The following is a 1,669-nucleotide window of genomic DNA, read 5'->3' as shown; positions in this document are numbered from 1 at the left end:
GTGTTAGTGGAGGTGCAGGTGGCGCAGCGAACGGCGCAAATCTCGCCGGTTTGAATCCGAAGCAATTTATCGCGCAGAAAAAGCCAAAGACGCAGTACGAGCGGATCGCCTGCCTAGGCTATTTCCTGCACGCGGCCAGACAAGTAACGGAATTCGGCGCTGAGGAGATTAAGGCTATCAATAAGGAAGCTGCTCAGCAGCCTATCCTGAATCTTCCCACGATCCTAGGCGACACGAGTTCRAAGTACGGCTACCTTTCGGCTGCTGGCGGCGGGAATAAGCAGATGACGGTCCGCGGTGATGCCGTCGTAGAGGCTTTGCCGGATCGTGAGGCGGTTAAGGCAGCCATTGCCGAGCACCGTACAAGCAAGAAGAGGAAAAAGCGCACGACAAAAAAGAGCAGCAAGTAACTCGAAATGCTCGAGCAGATCGTATCTGACCTTAAGGCGCACTTTCCAGACAAGCTCGTTGATGAGCTTCTATCCGCTTATCAGGATGCTAAGCACAACTTCTTCCTCGGCGGCTTGCGCCTAAGTGCCGTTGAGGGGGGGCGCTTTTGTGAAGCCGCCATGCGAATGCTCGAACATGCGACGACTAAGAAATTCACTGATCTTGGTCGGATGGTGGCTAGTGACAAACTATTCGAGACGTTGTCAAACTATCCGAAGGCTCAATTTCCTGAGAGCATTCGTGTGCATATTCCGCGCGCTATCCGCGTTGTGTACGATATTCGCAACAAACGAGACACTGCGCATCTAGCGGATGACATCGATCCTAATTTGCAAGATGCGACACTCGTAGTGTCCAATCTGGATTGGATCCTCGCAGAATTCATCCGCCTCTATCACCAAGTGAGTGCGGACGAAGCGACGAAAATCATCGATGATCTTGTTACGCGCAAGGTGCCGGTGATCGAGGACTTTGATGGCTTCCTAAAAGTGCTCAATCCCGAACTGAAAGTCTCCGGCTATGTGCTGGTCTTACTGTATGAGCGCGGATCCGACGGCGCGACTTTTTCCGAGTTAGAAAGGTGGGTTCGACCGCCTATGCGTAGAAACCTGCGCCGTACTCTCAATGGAATGGTGGATGATGCTTTCCTTCATGAGAATGACGCAGCGTCCTACTTTTTGACGAAGCGCGGTCGCCAAGAAGTCGAGAGGCGTAATCTCCATAATATCGAGTGATTAAATTACAGTGACAGTGCGCGGCGGGCTTCGCTGAGGTCGGCAAATGCCTTGCCGTTGATCTGTTCAGCCTTGAGCGTTTTCATGAAGCTTTCAGCCTTGGCGTTGTCGAAGGGATTGCCCGGCCTGCTCATGCCGATGGTGATGTCGCGATCGGCAAGCCGTTGGCGATAGGCGATGGACGCGTATTGCACGCCGCGGTCGGAGTGACGGATCAGGCTGCCGGGGGCCGGTGCCCGAGCCGCGATGGCTTTCTCCAGCGCGGTGATGGCAAGCGAGGGAGTCGAGCGTGTGCTCGAAAGCCCAGCCAACAGCCTTGCGCGAGAACGCGTCGAGAATGACCGATTGGTAGGCAACCGTGTCAGGTTGGCTTGCGGTCGCCACTTCCGCACTGGCGACGTTGATTTCGTTATGTTACTTAAGGGCGCATTCAATTTATTGTGCAACCTATTTTAGGATCAAATTCCATGTCCGATGCACCAAAG

At 53.8% G+C, this 1,669-nt stretch carries 3 protein-coding genes; 2 read left to right on the top strand and 1 reads right to left on the bottom strand.

Features of this window, described 5'->3' with window-relative positions; genetic code table 11:
- Together ACXJL8_RS40475 and ACXJL8_RS40470 are read left to right on the top strand one after the other, a co-directional pair.
- On the top strand, nt 1-410 hold a 410-nt coding region (locus ACXJL8_RS40475), incomplete at its 5' end, for a hypothetical protein (RefSeq protein ID WP_456686969.1).
- Nucleotides 411-416: 6 nt separating this feature from the next.
- The gene (locus tag ACXJL8_RS40470; RefSeq protein ID WP_456621982.1) at nt 417-1,184 is read left to right on the top strand and encodes a hypothetical protein; all 768 of its coding nucleotides are present in this window, start codon (nt 417-419) and stop codon (nt 1,182-1,184) included.
- A 5-nt stretch (nt 1,185-1,189) separates the two neighbouring features.
- Here ACXJL8_RS40470 and ACXJL8_RS40465 read toward each other — a convergent pair whose 3' ends face one another.
- Complete coding sequence (locus ACXJL8_RS40465) at nt 1,190-1,495, bottom strand: transposase (protein WP_456686968.1); 306 nt, start codon at nt 1,493-1,495, stop codon at nt 1,190-1,192.
- Nucleotides 1,496-1,669 lie beyond the last annotated feature (174 nt).

Source organism: Bradyrhizobium sp. P5_C11_2 (assembly GCF_054049755.1).
The sequence above is the reverse complement of the archived record's forward strand: the minus strand, read 5'-3'. Positions and strand labels throughout refer to the sequence as shown.

What these genes read in the sequence shown, in the direction of transcription:
- ACXJL8_RS40470 (WP_456621982.1), top strand. Translation starts at nt 417, where the DNA reads ATGCTCGAGCAGATCGTATCTGACCTTAAGGCGCACTTTCCAGACAAG.